The following is a 13,719-nucleotide window of genomic DNA, read 5'->3' as shown; positions in this document are numbered from 1 at the left end:
TCCGGGCTTCATAGGCTTTATACGCTTCCTTAACTTCACAATTTTCTGAAGGAAGCGTACGTTCTGAACCATGACGAAGGCAATCAGCGTCTCCGGCCTCCACAAGTCCTTCGGCCGCACCCACGCCCTCGCCGGCCTCGACCTGGAGGTCGAGACCGGCGAGGTGCACGGCTTCCTCGGCCCGAACGGCTCCGGCAAGTCCACCACCATCCGCGTCCTGCTCGGCCTGCTGCGCGCGGACTCCGGCGCCGCGCGGGTGCTGGGCCTCGACCCGTGGCGGGACGCGGTGGAGGCGCACCGCCGCATCGCGTACGTCCCCGGGGACGTGACCCTGTGGCGCAACCTCTCCGGCGGTGAGGTCATCGACCTCTACGGCCGCCTGCGCGGCGGCCTGGACCCGGCCCGCCGGGCCGACCTCGTCGAACGCTTCGAGCTGGACCCCACGAAGAAGGGCCGCACGTACTCGAAGGGCAACCGCCAGAAGGTCGCCCTGGTGGCCGCCCTCGCCTCCGACGTCGACCTGCTGATCCTGGACGAGCCGACGTCCGGCCTGGACCCGCTGATGGAGGAGGTCTTCCAGCGCTGCGTGGAGGAGGAGCGGGACCGGGGCCGGACGATCCTGCTCTCCTCCCACATCCTCAGCGAGGTCGAGGAGCTCTGCGACCGCGTGAGCATCATCCGCCAGGGCCGCACGGTGGAGAGCGGTTCGCTGGCCGACCTGCGCCATCTGACGCGGACGAGCGTGACGGCCGAACTCGCCGGTCCCCCGAACGGGTTGGCGCACCTGCCCGGCGTCCACGACCTCGACGTACGGGGAAGGCGGGTGCGGCTACAGGTCGACACGGACCAACTCGACGCTGTGCTGCGGCAGTTGACCGAGTCGGGCGTACGGTCGCTGACCTCGACCCCACCCACCCTGGAGGAACTCTTCCTGCGCCACTACCAGGACGAGGCGGCGGCCCGATGACCGCGCTCGCCGCGGCACCGGGGCCGAGCCGCCAACTCGCCGGTACGGCAACCCTGCTGCGTTTCGCGCTCCGCCGCGACCGGCTGATGATCCCGGTCTGGGTCGGCGTGAACGCGCTGATGGTCCTCTCCATGCCGAACACCCTCAAGAACCTCTACGGCTCACCCGCCGAACGCGCGGACCTGATCCACCAGGTGGCGGCCAACGCTTCCTTCCGCGCACTGATCGGCCCCGTCTTCGACACTTCCGTCGGCGCACTGACGGCCTGGCGCGCCGGCGTGTACGCGGGTGCGCTCGCCGCCGCGATGAGCCTGATGATCGTCGTACGGCACACCCGGGACGAGGAGGAGAGCGGCCGCCAGGAGCTGGTGGCGTCCGGGATGGTGGGCCGCCGGGCCTCCCTGACGGCGGCCCTGCTGGCGGCGGCGGTCGCAAATGGCGTACTGGCACTGCTGGTCGCGGCAGGACTGGCAAGCCAGGGGGCTTCCGGTGCGGTGGCCCTCGGCCTCGGACTCGCGGCGGTCGGCATGGTCTTCGCGACGATGGCGGCGATCGTCGCGCAGCTGACGGAGAGCGCGCGGCTGGCCCGGGGCCTGACGGCGGCGGTGCTCGGCGCCGCCTTCGTCCTCCGGGCCGCGGGCGACGCGGCGACGGACGACGGCTCGTCGGCCCTGACCTGGCTCTCCCCGCTCGGCTGGCTGGAGAACCTGCGGCCGTACGCCGACGAACGCTGGTGGGTGCTGCTGCTGTTCGCGGCGGCGGTGGCGCTCCAGGCCCAAGTGGCCTACGGGTTGGCCGTCCGCAGGGATGTCGGCATGAGCTTCCTGCCGACCCGCCCGGGACCGGCCTCCGGCCGCCTCGGCACGGCGGGAGCGCTGGCCTGGCGGCTGCAACGGGGCAGCGTCTTCGGCTGGTCGATCGCCTTCTTCGTCGTGGGCGTCGTCTACGGCGGCCTGACGGACGGCGTGACGAACCTGGTCGGGAACAACGAGAACGCGCGGAAGATCTTCGAGCGGATGGGCGGACAGAGTGGTCTGACGGACGCCTTCCTGGCCTCGATGGTCGGGATGATGGGCCTGATCGCGGCACTCTACGTCGTGTCGAGCGTGCTGAGGCTGTACGGCGAGGAGACGTCGGGGCGGGCGGAGCCGGTGCTGGCGAATGCGGTGGGGCGCATGCGGTGGGCCTGCGGCCACTTGGCGGTCGCGTTCGGAGGGTCGGTGCTGATCATGCTGCTCACCGGGCTGGGCTTCGCCGTCGGCTACGGCAAGGAGGTCGGCCCCATCCTCGGAGCGTGCCTGGTGCAGGTGGCCGCGGTGTGGGTGATCGGCGGGGTGGCGGTCCTGCTCCACGGCGTGGTCCCGCGGGCGGCGATGGCGGCGTGGGGTGTCGCGGGTGCGGTGCTGCTGATCGGCTGGGTGGGCCCGGCACTGGACGCTCCACAGGCGGTGCTCGACCTGTCCCCCTTCGGACATCTGCCGAAGCTGCCGGGCGGGGGGATGGATTGGGGGCCGGTGCTGGTCCTGCTGGGGCTGGCGGTGGTGCTGACGGCCGGTGGGCTGGCGGGACTGCGGCGGCGGGACATGACGAGCTGACGCGATTCATGCGCAAGAGGAGCAGAGCGGTGGGCACTGGTGGTGCCCGTCTCAGACCACCTCCACCTGAAGCCCCTCCAGGCCCCGGATCACGAAGTTCGGCTTCCTCTCCGGCTCCGCCGCCAGGTGCAGCGTGGGTGCCCGTTCCAGCAGCGCCGTCATCGACGCCGCCAGTTCGATACGGGCCAGTGGGGCGCCGATGCAGTAGTGGATGCCGGCGGAGAAGGAGATGTGCGGGTTGTCCGTGCGGGTCAGGTCGAGTTTCCCGGGGGTCTGGAAGACCTCGGGGTCGTGGTTGGCGGAGCCGAAGAGCATGGCGATCTCGGCGCCGCGCGGGATGACGGTCCCGTCGATCTCGATCTCGTCCAGCACCCAGCGTTCGAAGAGCTGAAGCGGGGTGTCGTAGCGCATGAGCTCTTCTACGGCGGTGGGGACGAGGGAGCGGTCCGCGCGCAGGGCGGCCAACTGCTCCGGATTCCGGAAGAGGGCGTACCAGCCGTTCACCGTGGCGTTGACGGTCGCCTCGTGGCCGGCGTTGAGGAGCAGGACGGCCGTGGAGATCATCTCCTGCTCGGTGAGGCGGTCACCCTCGTCATGGGCCGCGATGAGCCCGGAGATGAGGTCGTCGCCGGGCTCCTTGCGCCGCTCCACGATCAGCTCGCGCAGGTAGTCGGAGAACTCGACCGAGGCCTGGACGGCCTTGCGAGCCGTGCCCTCGGAGGGGTTCAGCTCGTACATCCCGCAGATGTCGGCCGACCAGGGTCGGAGCGGGGCGCGGTCGGCCTCGGGGATGCCCAGCATCTCGGCGATGACGGCGACCGGGAGCGGCTCGGCGACATCGCCGAGCAGGTCCCCGCCGCCCTTCTCGACGAGACGGTCCACCAGTTCCCCGGCGAGATTGCTGACGTACGGCCCCAGCCGCTCGACCGTCCGCGGCGTGAACGCCTTCGACACCAGCCGACGGATCCGGGTGTGGTCCGGTGGCTCCAGGTCCAGCATCCCGTGGTCGTTGAGGGTGCGGAACGGCTCGTGTTCGGCGGGCGGCGCGGTCCGCCCGAAGTCCTCGTGCGAGAACCGGTGCTGGTACGTCCGCCCGAGCCGCCGGTCGCGCAGCAGCGCGGAGACGTCCGCGTGGTGCGGGACGAGCCACTGGTTCGTGGGCTCGTAGAAGTGCACGCGGCCCGTGGCGCGCAAGGCGGCGTAGGCGGGGCAGGGGTCGGCGAGGAACGCCGGGTCCCAGGGGTCGAAGGCGGTCATGGACGGACGCTAACCCGGTATCCACCCGCCTGACCAGGGATGTCAGCACTCCGGCACGAGGTGGCGCTGGTACCAGGTCCCCTGCTTGCCGCCGACGTGGGCCGGATCGGCCGGGCCGACCGGGACGAACCCTGCCTTGGTCAGCACTTTCTGGGACGCCACGTTCTGGTGGGTGGTGGCCGCCCGCAGGGTGCGCAGCCCGTACCGGTCCGCCGCCTGCCGGCACAGCTCCAGGACGGTCGCGGTCGCCACGCCCCGGCCTGCGACATGCTGCGCGACCCGGTAGCCGAGCTCTGCACTGTGGTCCTCGATGTCGACCAGGTTGAACCTTCCCAGCACCGAGCCGTCGTCGGCGACGAGCACGTGGAAGGCGCAGATGCCGGCCTCCTGCTCGGCCAGCAACGCGTCGTACCGCTCGGTGAACTGCTCGAAGTAGTCGTCGCCGCGGTCGGAGATCGAGGCGGCGAAGTAGGCGCGGTTCGCCAGCTCGAAGGCCAGGACCGCCGGGGCATGACCGGCATGCAGCCGTTTCAGCTCGGGCATCTGCCGACCCTACTCAGGTGGTACGCCGAGGCCACCAGGTTTTCCACCGGCGGCCAACGGCGGCACCATGCGAGGGCGCGGGCGGCCTCAGCCGACGCCGTACGCCCCGTACACCGTCTCCACCGAGCGGTCCCCGGCGGAGTCGGTCACCTCGGAGCGCAGGGCGACAGCGCCGGAGGCGGGGTTGTGGACGGACGCCTGCCAGGTCGAGCCGACGTGCTTGACGGTCGCCGCCTGCCAGGTCCTGCCGCCGTCGGCGGACGACCAGACCCGGACGGACTTGGCGGTCACATTGGTGAACCGCACATCCGGCCCCTGGGACCCCCGCCCGGCACTCACGTCGACCGTCGTGGTGCCGTTGGCCGCGGCCTGGTTGTGGCTGTTCAGCCCGGTGGGCAGGAAACGGGTCAGGAAGACGGGGGCGACGACCGACGCGGCCGGGTCGGCCACCTTGAAATACCAGTCGAGGGTCGCGCGCGACGACAGCATGCCGGCGGGGAAGGTGATGCCCGGACGGTAGCGATGGGCGTCGACGGTCAGGCGGTACCAGCCGGCCGAGCGGATACCCGCGGAGAACTCGGCGTCGCCCGTGCCCCAGTTGGTCAGGGTCTGCTTCTTGACGGTGGTGCTTCCCTTGGACAGGACCACCGTCTCCTTCGTCGGGTCGGCCCCGTTGACGCCGACGTCGGGGTCGCCGATCAGGGCGTCCGGAAGGAAGGTGACGGACTTCCGCCCGAGCAACGGCAGATAGTGCATCGGACTCCACACGGCCCGCCCGAAGGACTGGGTGAAGCTCTGCCCCGCCTTCAGCGTCCTGACCTTCGGGAAGCCGCCGCCGACGTCGTCGCCGTTGCTCGCGATGATGTCGTCACGCGGCTGCCAGGTCCCGGGCGTCACATGGACGGTGGCGCTGTACGGCGCGTTGTCGTCGCGGACCGTGGCCATCAGGTCGGTCGTGCAGTCGTCGGTCTTCGGCTGCGCCTGGAGCGCGGTGTCGTTCTGACCGGCCATCTGTGTACCGCTGCGTACCGAGAAGCGCATCGTCGCCAGACCCGACCGCTTGAACGACCCACCGGGCGCGGCCGGAATACCCGTCGTGTTCTTAGCGGCGACGTAGCTGTCGTTCCCCGACCACTGCGCCAGATACCCGAACTGCAGCAGCCGGGACGAGTTCGGGATGGCGTAGAGGGCCCCCTCGTCGTTCCAGCCGCCCGCACGGAAGGCGGAGGGCATGTTGCTGACGGTGGCGGCGCACACCTGCGCCATGATCCGCGGCGGCTCGGTCACGTCGGCGGGCGTGTCGAGCGACACCTTGACGGCCTTGCCCTTGCGCGCGTCGAGCGTCACCGACTTGCTGCCCGAGACCTGTACGACCTGCGCGCCGATGGTGTCGGTGCCCAGACCCTCCGTGCCCTGCTCCCAGATGTCGGTCATCGCGATGTAGCGTCCCGCCGGCAGGCTGATCCGCTTGCCGGACTTCACGCTGTACGTCTGCCCGGACGGCACGGCGACGACACTGACCGTCGTCGAGACCTTGGCGCCGTGCCGCCCCAGCGTGGTGACGGCCAGCGAGGCCGACGCCGCCTGCGCGGAAGCGGCGAAAGCACCGGAAGCGACCAGCGGCACCAGCGCGGCCACACCGACGAAAGCGAGCGATCTCCGTCGCACCATCATGCTCAAGTCCCCCTCTGACCCCCGAAGTCGGCCAATCGTAGCCATGTCACGGACATGGCAGACCAGGGGGCCCGGATCAGCGTGGTTCGCTGTTCCGTGCGGGGTGGCCCTTCAGGTGGTCGATGAGGGCGGCGAAGGCGGCGGGCGGGAAGGAGAGGGTGGCGCGGGCGGGGGCCTTGGAGTCGCGGACGTCCGTCGGTCGCCGCCAGGAACACTCCGCCTCGGCGCGTGGGACGCGGACCCCGAGCCGCCGGAGCCGCCGCGACCGCTGGACCGCCTCGCCGACGCCGAGAACAGCCGCGGCCTCGCCCTGGTCCGCGCCTGCGCCGACGTATGGGGCTGGCAGCCGCAGTCCAGAAACGGCAACCGCGGCAAGTACGTGTGGTGCGAACTGGCCGCGGTGTGAGCCGGCCACCACGACGAACGCGGTGCGGAAGCCGGAGCCGGTCGCGGAATCGTCCGGGTACGGTGAAAGCGACACTGCGAAAGGGAGCCGACGCCATGACCACGCAACCGGCAGAGTCCGGCCACCCCCACCTCCCCCCCATGCGCACCATCGGGGAGCTCCGCGCCGCCCTGACCATGGGCTACGGCTTCCCCGGCGACGCAGACGACTTCGAGGCCGAGCTGGCCCGTGAGATCAACCATGCCGATCCCGCGGATCTCTCCGGGGTCGTCCGCCTCGTCGAGGAGTTCCGCGGCCGGGTCGCCGCACGTCAGGACCCCGACTTCGACTCTGCCGTCGCCGCGGCCGTCGCCGAAATCCGCACGGCACGGGAAAACGGTCGGTGAGCGACGACCAGCAGCCGGTCGTCGCCGAGATCACTCGCGAGGCTCACGCCCGCTGCCTAGGCATCGGCGGCGGAGCGCTCGAGGCCGTCGAGGCTCTGCGAGCCGAACTGGAGAAGAACCCGACACTCGGCCGACGAGCACAAAGCGCGGTAGGCGACATGAAGATCTACACGACGCGCCTCGAAGGCACGGCCGCCCGCACCGTGCTCACCGTCACCTACGTCTACGACGCTCCTCCTCCCGAGCCCGGCCTGATCCGTATCGCTCTCGTATCCCCCGCACGGTTCGCCGGTGGCGGCGCCGGCTTCTGACCCGGCGGGCACGGACCTGGCTCTCAGCCCGGCGTAACCAGCCGCGCCTCATAAGCGAACACCGCCGCCTGGGTCCGGTCCCGTAGGCCCAGTTTCACCAGGATCCTGCTGACGTGGGTCTTGATCGTCGACTCGGCGACGACCAGCTGCTCGGCGATCTCCGCGTTGGACAGGCCCTGGGCTATGAGGACCAGGACCTCTGTCTCGCGTTCGGTGAGGTCGCCGTAGGCCTGGTGGGTGGAGTGCAGGGCGCGGGGGACCTCGGAGAGTTTGGAGAACTCCGTGATCAGGCGCTTCGTCACCGAGGGGGCCAGCAGGGCCTCGCCGGAGGCCACCACCTTTACTCCGTCGGCCAGTTGGCGGGCCGAGGCGTCCTTGAGGAGGAAGCCGGAGGCACCTGCGCGCAGGGCCTGGTAGACGTACTCGTCGAGGTCGAAGGTCGTCAGGACCAGGACCTTCGCCGTGCTGTTCGCGGCGACGATCTCCCTCGTCGCCTCGATGCCGTTCAGTTCCGGCATGCGGATGTCCATCAGGACCACGTCGGGGGACAGTTCGCGTACGCGGTCGACCGCCTCGCGGCCGTTCACCGCCTCGCCGACCACCTCGATGTCCGGCATCGCGTTCAGCAGGACCGAGAAGCCCTCGCGCACCATCATCTGGTCGTCCGCGATCAGGACACGGATGGTCATGCGTCACCTTCGCCGGCGTGGGCGACCGGCAGGAAAACCGTCACCTCGTAGCCTCCCTCGTCCGTCGCGACCGCCGTCATCTCGCCGTTCAGCATGGTGACGCGCTCCCGCATGCCGGTGATGCCGTGGCCGGCGCCCGGTGAGGGCTTCACCAGGGACGGCTCGGGCGGCGGGCCGTTCACTATGCGCAGGCCCAGGCCGCCGAGGACGTACGAGACCTCCACCTTGGCCCTCGCGCCCGGCGCGTGGCGCAGGGTGTTGCTCAGCGCCTCCTGCACTATGCGGTACGCCGACAGCTCGACGCCCTGCGGGAGTTCCCGTACCGCTCCGGTCAGCGTCTTGTCGACGCTCAGGCCCGTCTCCCGCACATTGGTGAGCAGGGCGTCCAGATCGGCGAGGGTGGGCTGCGGGGCGTCCGGGGCCTCGTAGTCCTCGGCGCGGACCACACCGAGGACGCGACGGAGCTCGGTGAGCGCCGCCACCGCGTTCTCCCGGATCGTGACGAACGCCTTCTCCAGTTCCGGCGGCGGGTTCTCGACCCGGTAGGGCGCCGCCTCCGCCTGGATGGCGACCACCGACATGTGGTGGGCGACCACGTCGTGCAGCTCGCGGGCGATCGTCGTGCGCTCCTCCAGGAGGGTGCGCCGGGAACGCTCGTGCGCGGTCACCGTGAGCTGGGCGGTCACCTCCTGGCGGGCCTCGCGGCGAATGTGCCTGAGGCAGACGGCGAGGAGGAACATGGCGGAGAAGAACAGCATCTGCATGCTGTTCGAGCCGAAGGGGTTGTAGCTTCTGGGGAAGAGCTCCGCCCCGGCGCCGTAAACCCCCGTCAGGACCCACATCCACGCCGCCGTCCGCGGCCTGGTGCGGATGGCCACGATCGTGAGCACCGCCAGGTGGCAGACAAAGCTGCCGGGCAGCCACGGCCACTCGTCGCCCCAGTCGGAGCCGACCACCGCGGCTACCGGCGTCGCCGCCATCGACAGCCAGAACGCGCCGATCGGCCGCACCATGGTCAGCAGGACCGGGCCCAGGGCGAGCAGACTGAGGAAGAGGTTGACGCCCGCGCCGCGGTAGTCGCTGTGCGACGCGATGAACATCGTGAACAGGCCGGCCGCGGTGATCAGGGCGTGCGGCGTCCAGGTCGCGTACTCCCGCCACCGGCCGGAGAATCGGCGGACGAACGGGGCGTCGCCGCTCATGCGCGGCAGCGGACGGTACGCGAAGGCGTCGTGGAACAGGTCCTGACGCATTCCGCGCAGGGCGTCCGCCGCCGCCCGGATCTCCGGGCTGCGCGGCTTGTACGGCTTGAACGCGTTGTCCGGCGGCTCCAGGTATCTGGTGGGCTCCGGTGGCATCGGCTGCGTGTGGGGAGTCTCGGTCACGTTGAAAACCGTAGGCCGTGGCCGAGGTCGCGGTCGTCACCAGTGAGACGGGTCCTTCGGCCTCCCCCTCAGGTACTACGAGTACGGGTCGTGGGACCCACGGGTCAGTAGCCGGACGGGCGCACCAGTCCCGACTCGTACGCGAACACCGCCGCCTGTGTGCGGTCCCTGAGGCCCAGCTTCACCAGGATGCGGCCCACGTGCGTCTTCACCGTCTGCTCGGCGACCACCAGGCGCTGGGCGATCTCCGCGTTCGACAGGCCCTGCGCGATCAGCGCGAGGACCTCCGTCTCGCGCTCGGTCAGGTCCCCGACGCGCTCCTTCAGCGGGGCGCGGGGGCGGTCGTCCAGGCGGGAGAACTGGGCGATCAGCCGCCGGGTGATCCCGGGCGCGAGCAGGGCGTCGCCGGCCGCCACCACCCTGACCGCCTCGGCCAGCTGGTCCACCGACGCGTCCTTGAGGAGGAACCCGGACGCTCCCGCGCGCAGCGCCTCGTACACGTACTCGTCGAGGTCGAAGGTGGTGAGCACCAGCACCCTGATGTGCGGTGTCGCGTCGGTGATGCGACGGGTGGCCTCGATGCCGCCGAGCTCGGGCATGCGGATGTCCATGAGGACGACGTCCGGGGCGAGTTCGGCGACCTTGGCGACGGCGTCCAGCCCGTCGACCGCCTGGCCGATCACCTCGATGTCCGGCTTGGTGTTGAGCAGCACGGTGAAGCCCTGCCGGACCATCTGCTGGTCGTCGGCGATCACTACCCGGATGGGGGTGTTGCTGCTGCTCGTCATGCGGGGTGGTCCTTCGGGTCGGTGGCCAGGTCGAGGGCAACGGGCAGGTCCGGGCCGTCGGCGCGCGGGTCGACCGGCAGGAATGCGGAGACCTGGTAGCCGCCGTTCGACCGGGGGTGTGCGGACAGGTCGCCGCCGAGCATCGCCGCCCGTTCCCGCATACCTAGCAGACCGTGCCCCGCGCCCGGCGAGGACGGAGCCTCGTGCAGCGGACGCGAGTTGACGACCTCCACGCGCAGTCCGTAGGGGACGTAGGCGACTTCGACGCTCGCTCTCGCGCCGGGCGCGTGGCGCAGGACGTTGCTGAGCGCCTCCTGCACGATCCGGTACGCCGACAGCTCCACGCCCGACGGCAGTGGGCGCCGCTCCCCCGTGGTCCGCGTGGTCACGGTCAGACCCGCGGCCCGGGTGTTCTCGACGAGCGCGTCGAGCCGGTCCAGGGTGGGCTGCGGGCTGTGCGGGTCGTCGCCGCCGTCGGCCGGGGTGTCCGTGCCGGGGTCCTCCGAGCGCAGCACGCCCAGCACCCGGCGCAGTTCGGTCAGCGCCTCCAGCGCGTTGTTCCGGATGCCTTCGAGGTTCTCCCTGAGCTCGTCGGGCGGGTTCTCGACGAGGTGCGGGGCGACCTGGGCCTGGATGGAGATGACGGACATGTGGTGGGCGACCACGTCGTGCAGCTCGCGCGCGATGCGGTTGCGCTCCTCAAGGAGGGTGCGCCGGGCCCGCTCCTCGGCGGTGAGCGTGGTCAGCCGTCCGACCTCCGCGCGCGCCTCGCGGCGGCTGCGCAGCGCGATGCCGAACAGGACGGCGACGGCGGACAGGGCGATCGCGGGCGGGCCCGTCGACTGCTGCGGGCCGGCGGACTGCTGGTGCGGCGCCTCCCACACGGCCTGAAGGACAAGGATGACGAGCACCGTCAGGGCCAGCGCCTCCACGGACACACGGGTGCGCACGCGCAGGGCGAGCAGCAGCAGCACCAGCAGTTGGGAGAGGATCCCGGCCGCGGTCCATGGCCAGGTGAAGTCGTGCGCATCGCCGCCGGTCAGACTGAAGTGCACCATGACGGCCCCCACGACGGAGGCCGTCGTCGACAGCCACCAGGCCGGGATCGGCCGCCACAGCGCCAGCGCCACCGCGCCGCCCTGCGCGAGTGCGATCAGGAAGCCGTAGCTGAAGCCCAGACGTCCGTTGTCCGTGAGCTGCGCCGTGCCGCCGAGCGTGATCCCGAACGCGGCGATGCACAGCACGCCGTGCGGGACCCGCCGCAACCGCCCGAAGGCGGGCAACGGGTCCGCGCGGGCCGTCCACAGGTCGGCGCGGAGCACGCGCAGCCAGCGCAGGACGCGGCCGCCGAACACCCGCTGGATCCCCGTTTCCGTCACCCGGCCCACCCTAGGCACGATGGGCGATCCTCGCTCGTGTCCCGTCCGGGCCGCGGTGGCGGCGGATCACCCGGGAGGGGCCGTTGCCTCTGCGCCGCGGGCCCCGGTGTTCGTAGGAGTGGAAGGCCGTCCAGCAGGCCGTGAGGGCGAGGGCGAAGACGGGGAGCCAGGCCAGGCGGAACGCCACCCAGCCCAGGCCGTCGGGAGAGGTGTGCAGACCGGGCAGACGGCCTGCCGGGAGGGCGGCCGCCGTGGTCGCCATCATGGCCGTCTGGTGCCAGAGGAAGATCGTCATCGCGGAGAGGTTCACGAAGGCCACCGCCGCCCAGACCAGGGGCCGCCGCATCGTGCGGCGCAGCCGGTCGCGCAGGAGCAGGGCCAGGCCGCACTGGGCCAGGCCGAAGGTGACGGCGGCCAGGGTCGGCGGGTTGAGGTTCGAGATCGTCTGCCCCGGGACGCCGACCATCGACGCCGGGTAGCCCGCGAAGGCGACCAGCAGGGCCGTCGCCGCCGCGCCTCCGGTCAGCAGGATCCAGCCCGCGCGGGCACGGTCCAGCTCGCCTCGGGTCCAAGCCGCGCCCAGGGTGTACGGCACCAGCCAGCCGGCCGCCAAATTCACCCAGCCGAGACTCTGCGGGGCTCCCAGGCCGAAACGGAGAAGGTCCACGTGAAGGACGACGGCCAGCGGCCACAGGGGGTTGAGTCGGGTGAGGAGCGGGGTCGCCGCGGTCAACGCCGCGAAGACCAGCAGGAACCACAGGGGGGACAGGGCGAGTTTGACCAGGGTGTGGATCGTGTCGAATTCCGCGCCCGAGAGGAGCAGGGCCGTCGCGGCGATCGTCCAGAGGGCCAGTACGGCGGCCACCGGTTTGAACAGCCGTGACAGACGGGCGGTCAGCCACTGCCGGTACGGCGTGCCCTTGGCCCGCGCCGCCGTGTGGCTACGGGTCGCCACATGGCCGCCCACCAGGAAGAACACCGACAGGGTCTGGAAGGCCCAGGAGATCGGCGCCAGCCACGGCATGTGCTGGAGGGGACTTGAGGCACGCAGGGTGCCGCCGTCCGCCACCAGGGCCGTGACCAGCCAGTGGCCGAGGACCACGCCGAGGATCGCGAAGGCGCGCAGGGCGTCCACGGCACGGTCGCGATCGGCGGGGGTGGCGGCGTCGACACGGGTGGCGAACCGCCGTAAGGCGCTGTGCCGTTCGGCGGCCTGTCCGGCGGCGCCCTGTCCCAGGGCGCTTTCTCGTACGGCGCCCTGTCCTGCGGTCCTTTCACGTACGGCGCCCCCTCGTACGGAACTGTGTCGTATGCCGTCCCAAGCGCGGCGCACGCTCGACTCACGCACGGGTCACCTCCTTTGTGTCGCCCAGGACGATGCGGGTGAGATTGGCCAGGGAGACCGAGCCCGGCCTGAAGTAGTCGCTGTGGCCGCCGGGTCCGGCCGCGAAGACGCGGGCGCCGAAGGCCGGTGACACGGGGTCCGTGCCGAAACCGACCGTCCAGCCGAACAGGTCCGCCCTCACGTGCGGGACCTCCTCGATCCAGTCGTCGGCGCCGCGGGCCGCCCAGACGCGGGCCCGTGTGTGCAGGGCCGCCGCCGTGTCCGCGCCGGTGCCGGGGCTGCCGACGAAGGCGATGTCCCGCACGTCCAGGCCGGCGGCGGCGCGGGCGCAGACGACCGTGCCGTAGGAGTGGCAGAGGAGGGAGATGGCCGCCTTCCGGCCTGTTGTGTGGCGCAGTTCGCCGATGAACTCGCGCAGGTGCGGGGCCGCTTCGTCGGCGCGGTCCGTGCTGAGGACCGTGGTGCTGATCGTGCCGGGGGTCTGGTAGCCGAGCCAGGCGACGACGGCGGTGCGGGTGCCGTTCGGGGCCTCCCGGAGCAGGCGTTCGTGCAGGGCGGCTGCCGTCGCGCGGAAGCGGTCGTAGGTGTCCAGGGAGGTGTCCGATCCGGGGACCAGGACGGCGATGCTGGTGGCGGTGGCGAGGTCGCCGAAGACCTCGGTGGCCTGGCCCTCGCCTCGGCCGTCGAAGGAGAGGAAGCGGCGGGTGGGGGAGGCCATGGAGCGGTCCGCTGCGGCGCGCTTGTGGTCACCGTGGGCTGCGGCCATGCGGGCCGCTTGCGTGGCGTTGGAACGGTTGGCTTTGTAGGCCGCGTCGAGGGTGGTCGCCGTCAGGGGGGCGAGGGTTGCCGGGGGCGGGGCGGGGATCCGCGGTCGGGCTGCGCCCGAGAGCGGGGCGACCACGGCGGCGGTGATGAGGGCTGCGAGGGTGGCGCGGCGCCATCTTTGGGTGCGGCGGCGCCGGGGCTGGGGTGGCGGGCTGTCGCTTGCCGGCAC

General features: G+C 71.4%; 13 protein-coding genes and 2 pseudogenes. 5 read left to right on the top strand and 10 right to left on the bottom strand.

What is annotated here, in order from left to right; genetic code table 11:
- Nucleotides 1–70 precede the first annotated feature (70 nt).
- Together LJ657_RS16065 and LJ657_RS16060 are read left to right on the top strand one after the other, a co-directional pair.
- Nucleotides 71–967, top strand: a complete 897-nt coding sequence (locus LJ657_RS16065; protein WP_232649286.1) for an ABC transporter ATP-binding protein — start codon at nucleotides 71–73, stop codon at nucleotides 965–967.
- Nucleotides 964–2,562 (top strand): ABC transporter permease, encoded by a 1,599-nt coding sequence (locus LJ657_RS16060; RefSeq protein WP_232649285.1) that lies wholly within the window; start codon nucleotides 964–966, stop codon nucleotides 2,560–2,562. The genes LJ657_RS16065 and LJ657_RS16060 overlap by 4 nt, the downstream gene beginning before the upstream one ends.
- 51 nt (nucleotides 2,563–2,613) lie before the next feature.
- Here the strand turns inward: LJ657_RS16060 and LJ657_RS16055 are convergent, their stop codons facing one another.
- The 4 genes and pseudogenes from LJ657_RS16055 to LJ657_RS16040 all read right to left on the bottom strand — a co-directional run.
- Nucleotides 2,614–3,819, bottom strand: coding sequence for a cytochrome P450 (locus LJ657_RS16055; RefSeq protein WP_232649284.1), 1,206 nt, complete (start codon nucleotides 3,817–3,819; stop codon nucleotides 2,614–2,616).
- Nucleotides 3,820–3,861: 42 nt separating this feature from the next.
- Nucleotides 3,862–4,362, bottom strand: a complete 501-nt coding sequence (locus tag LJ657_RS16050) for a GNAT family N-acetyltransferase (protein ID WP_232649283.1) — start codon at nucleotides 4,360–4,362, stop codon at nucleotides 3,862–3,864.
- Nucleotides 4,363–4,449: 87 nt separating this feature from the next.
- Nucleotides 4,450–6,036 carry a hypothetical protein gene (locus LJ657_RS16045; RefSeq protein WP_232649282.1) on the bottom strand — a complete coding sequence of 529 codons (1,587 nt, stop codon included), beginning with the start codon at nucleotides 6,034–6,036 and terminating at the stop codon, nucleotides 4,450–4,452.
- A gap of 76 nt (nucleotides 6,037–6,112) precedes the next feature.
- A pseudogene (locus tag LJ657_RS16040) lies at nucleotides 6,113–6,193 on the bottom strand (hypothetical protein); the annotation flags it as partial.
- Nucleotides 6,194–6,244: 51 nt separating this feature from the next.
- Here LJ657_RS16040 and LJ657_RS16035 point away from each other — a divergent pair.
- The 3 genes and pseudogenes from LJ657_RS16035 to LJ657_RS16025 all read left to right on the top strand — a co-directional run.
- Nucleotides 6,245–6,442, top strand: a pseudogene (locus tag LJ657_RS16035) (ATP-binding protein); the annotation flags it as partial.
- Nucleotides 6,443–6,537: 95 nt separating this feature from the next.
- Complete coding sequence (locus LJ657_RS16030) at nucleotides 6,538–6,828, top strand: hypothetical protein (protein ID WP_232649281.1); 291 nt, start codon at nucleotides 6,538–6,540, stop codon at nucleotides 6,826–6,828.
- Nucleotides 6,825–7,139 carry a hypothetical protein gene (locus LJ657_RS16025; RefSeq protein WP_232649280.1) on the top strand — a complete coding sequence of 105 codons (315 nt, stop codon included), beginning with the start codon at nucleotides 6,825–6,827 and terminating at the stop codon, nucleotides 7,137–7,139. Before LJ657_RS16030 ends, LJ657_RS16025 begins: the two co-directional genes overlap by 4 nt.
- Before the next feature lie 23 nt (nucleotides 7,140–7,162).
- On the opposite strand, the gene LJ657_RS16020 is transcribed toward LJ657_RS16025, so the two are convergent.
- The 6 genes from LJ657_RS16020 to LJ657_RS15995 form a co-directional block, all read right to left on the bottom strand.
- Nucleotides 7,163–7,828 carry a response regulator gene (locus tag LJ657_RS16020; protein ID WP_232649279.1) on the bottom strand — a complete coding sequence of 222 codons (666 nt, stop codon included), beginning with the start codon at nucleotides 7,826–7,828 and terminating at the stop codon, nucleotides 7,163–7,165.
- On the bottom strand, nucleotides 7,825–9,213 hold the full coding sequence (locus LJ657_RS16015) for a sensor histidine kinase (protein ID WP_372487924.1): 1,389 nt from the start codon (nucleotides 9,211–9,213) through the stop codon (nucleotides 7,825–7,827). Before LJ657_RS16015 ends, LJ657_RS16020 begins: the two co-directional genes overlap by 4 nt.
- 104 nt (nucleotides 9,214–9,317) lie before the next feature.
- Nucleotides 9,318–10,001 (bottom strand): response regulator, encoded by a 684-nt coding sequence (locus LJ657_RS16010; RefSeq protein ID WP_232649278.1) that lies wholly within the window; start codon nucleotides 9,999–10,001, stop codon nucleotides 9,318–9,320.
- Nucleotides 9,998–11,380 (bottom strand): sensor histidine kinase, encoded by a 1,383-nt coding sequence (locus LJ657_RS16005; RefSeq protein WP_232649277.1) that lies wholly within the window; start codon nucleotides 11,378–11,380, stop codon nucleotides 9,998–10,000. The genes LJ657_RS16010 and LJ657_RS16005 overlap by 4 nt, the downstream gene beginning before the upstream one ends.
- A gap of 10 nt (nucleotides 11,381–11,390) precedes the next feature.
- Nucleotides 11,391–12,617: an acyltransferase family protein gene (locus tag LJ657_RS16000; protein WP_232649546.1), complete on the bottom strand. Its 1,227-nt coding sequence runs from the start codon at nucleotides 12,615–12,617 to the stop codon at nucleotides 11,391–11,393.
- Nucleotides 12,618–12,720: 103 nt separating this feature from the next.
- Nucleotides 12,721–13,626 (bottom strand): alpha/beta hydrolase, encoded by a 906-nt coding sequence (locus LJ657_RS15995; RefSeq protein ID WP_372487923.1) that lies wholly within the window; start codon nucleotides 13,624–13,626, stop codon nucleotides 12,721–12,723.
- Nucleotides 13,627–13,719 lie beyond the last annotated feature (93 nt).

Source organism: Streptomyces guryensis, from assembly GCF_021261325.1.
GTDB lineage: Bacteria > Actinomycetota > Actinomycetes > Streptomycetales > Streptomycetaceae > Streptomyces > Streptomyces guryensis.
Note: the sequence above shows the minus strand (reverse complement) of the source record. Positions and strands in the feature narration are given on the sequence as shown.

Coding starts and splice junctions, on each gene's coding strand:
- LJ657_RS16060 (WP_232649285.1), top strand. CDS start 964: ATGACCGCGCTCGCCGCGGCACCGGGGCCGAGCCGCCAACTCGCCGGT.
- LJ657_RS16020 (WP_232649279.1), bottom strand. CDS start 7,828: ATGACCATCCGTGTCCTGATCGCGGACGACCAGATGATGGTGCGCGAG.
- LJ657_RS16050 (WP_232649283.1), bottom strand. CDS start 4,362: ATGCCCGAGCTGAAACGGCTGCATGCCGGTCATGCCCCGGCGGTCCTG.
- LJ657_RS16055 (WP_232649284.1), bottom strand. CDS start 3,819: ATGACCGCCTTCGACCCCTGGGACCCGGCGTTCCTCGCCGACCCCTGC.
- LJ657_RS16030 (WP_232649281.1), top strand. CDS start 6,538: ATGACCACGCAACCGGCAGAGTCCGGCCACCCCCACCTCCCCCCCATG.
- LJ657_RS16065 (WP_232649286.1), top strand. CDS start 71: ATGACGAAGGCAATCAGCGTCTCCGGCCTCCACAAGTCCTTCGGCCGC.
- LJ657_RS16045 (WP_232649282.1), bottom strand. CDS start 6,036: ATGATGGTGCGACGGAGATCGCTCGCTTTCGTCGGTGTGGCCGCGCTG.
- LJ657_RS16010 (WP_232649278.1), bottom strand. CDS start 10,001: ATGACGAGCAGCAGCAACACCCCCATCCGGGTAGTGATCGCCGACGAC.